The organism is Streptomyces sp. NPDC048523 (assembly GCF_043199815.1).
Classification (GTDB): Bacteria; Actinomycetota; Actinomycetes; order Streptomycetales; family Streptomycetaceae; genus Streptomyces.
The window spans coordinates 1-1,957 of sequence record NZ_JBICWQ010000027.1 but is presented as its reverse complement, the minus strand read 5'-3'; the positions used below and the strand labels follow the sequence as shown (position 1 = coordinate 1,957).

Annotated in this window: 2 protein-coding genes; one reads left to right on the top strand and one right to left on the bottom strand. The window is 68.8% G+C overall.

What is annotated here, in order from left to right; all coding sequences use genetic code 11:
* A partial coding sequence (locus ACGFWE_RS43405; RefSeq protein ID WP_393606205.1) for a hypothetical protein occupies nt 1–317 on the bottom strand: 317 nt, incomplete at its 3' end.
* A gap of 177 nt (nt 318–494) precedes the next feature.
* Here ACGFWE_RS43405 and ACGFWE_RS43400 point away from each other — a divergent pair.
* Nucleotides 495–1,949: an NF041680 family putative transposase gene (locus ACGFWE_RS43400; RefSeq protein WP_393606203.1), complete on the top strand. Its 1,455-nt coding sequence runs from the start codon at nt 495–497 to the stop codon at nt 1,947–1,949.
* Nucleotides 1,950–1,957 lie beyond the last annotated feature (8 nt).

Genomic DNA, 1,957 nt, shown 5'->3' with positions numbered 1-1,957 from the left:
CGTTGAGGCCAGCAGCGCACGCGGGCGGTGTCACCCTCGATACGGACGATGCACTCTTTGAAGAGCGCCATGGGCCGACCTTCGTCTTCGGGCACCAGCGTTAGTCCGAGGTCCATGATGGGCTTGATGGCCTGTGCTGTTCGAGAGCCGTCGGGGTCCGGGCCGTGCAAGGCCGCCCAGCTCTCGAACAGCGCACGGACCCCTTGCCATCCGGGCCTCGGGATGAAGTGGCAGAGGAACGTTGGCTGATCAATTGCGTGCTGCCGTAGCTCGCCGATCCGGGTGTCGCCCTGTGTGAGCCACCACGTCCCGCTCACTACCGCTCCCTTCAGCCACGACTTCAAGCAGGTTGCCTGAGCTCCCGAGCTCCGTAGTGTCGAATTGTCCGTCGAACTGGCTCCCCCACGCGGAAGTTCATCAGACGTGTGGGCGGCCTCCGTCCGATTCTGTGCTCCGACCAAGGAATGCACCGAACCAGAACGAAGGCCGTGGGGATGAGCCTGCCGCATCTCGATGTCCCGGGGGAAGCGTTCGCCGAAGCGTCATGCTTCCGGGACGACTTCTTCGACTGTCTGACCGCCCGCGGGGACGAGCTGTTCGAGCTGGCCGACGCGCTGCTGTGTGCGGACGGGCCGGTGACCTCGCCGGTGGACCTGACGCTGGTGGCCGAGCACCGGCGTGGGCACGGCGCGATGTACGAGGCGTTGAACCGCGGAAACGTGGACGTGCCCCGGCTGCGGCAGGTGCTGGCCGGTCTGCCGATGCCTCGGGCCGCCGACGGGCGCCTGGTCCTGGCGGTCGACGTCAGCAACTGGCTTCGCCCCGACGCGCCGACCAGCGCGGACCGCCTGTTCTGCCACGTCTACGGCCGCAGCGGACGGTCCTCGGACCAGTTCATCCCCGGCTGGCCGTACTCCTTCGTCGCCGCCCTCGAATCGGGCCGGACGTCCTGGTGCCAGCTGCTGGACGCCGTCCGTCTCGGGCCCGAGGACGACGTCGCCGAGGTCACCGCCGCGCAGCTTCGCCGTGTGGTCGAGGACCTGATCGAGATGGGCCGCTGGCACTTCGGCGACCGCGACATCCTCATCGTCTTCGACGCCGGCTACGACGCCCCGCGCATGGCCCACCTCCTCGACGGCCTCCCGGTCGAGGTGCTGGGACGAATGCGCTCCGACCGCGTCATGCGACGGCCGACGCCCTCGCTCAAGGAGTACGCCCTGTCCTATCCCCAGGGCGGGCGACCGCCGAAGCACGGCAAGGAGCTCCGCTTCGCCAAGCCGGAGACCTGGGGCGATCCGGACGCGGCCACGACGCAGGTCACCGACCGGTACGGCACCGCCCGCGCAATGGCCTGGGACCGCATCCACCCCCGCCTGACCACCCGCTCCGCCTGGATCGACCACACCGGCGAACTCCCCATCATCGAAGGCACACTGATCCGCCTCCAAGTCGACCGCCTGCCCGGCGGAGGTGACCCGCTCCCGCTCTGGCTCTGGTCGTCCGCCACCGGCCTGAACAGCGAGGACGTCGATGTGCGCTGGCAGGCGTTCCTACGGAGATTCGACATCGAGCACCTCTTCAGGCTGATGAAGCAGACCCTCGGGTGGACCCGTCCGAAGCTGCGAACCCCCGAGGCCGGCGAGCGCTGGACCTGGCTGATCATCGCCGCCCACACCCAGATCCGCCTTCTTCGCGAGGCCGCCGCCGACTTGCGGCGGCCGTGGGAGAAGCCCGCCGAGCCCGGCCGACTCACGCCGGCCCGAGTCCGCCGGGGGTTTCGGAACCTCCGCCCGCACCTGCACTGTCCGGCCCGTGCACCGAAACCCTCAACTCCCGGCCCCGGACGGCCACTTGGCTCGAAGAACCAGCGGCCCGCCACCCGCTACGACGTGGGCAAGACCGTGAAACGACCCGAGAGCATCATCGAACGAAACCGACTCAGACCATAAAGAACAAG

Coding starts and splice junctions, on each gene's coding strand:
- ACGFWE_RS43400 (WP_393606203.1), top strand. CDS start 495: ATGAGCCTGCCGCATCTCGATGTCCCGGGGGAAGCGTTCGCCGAAGCG.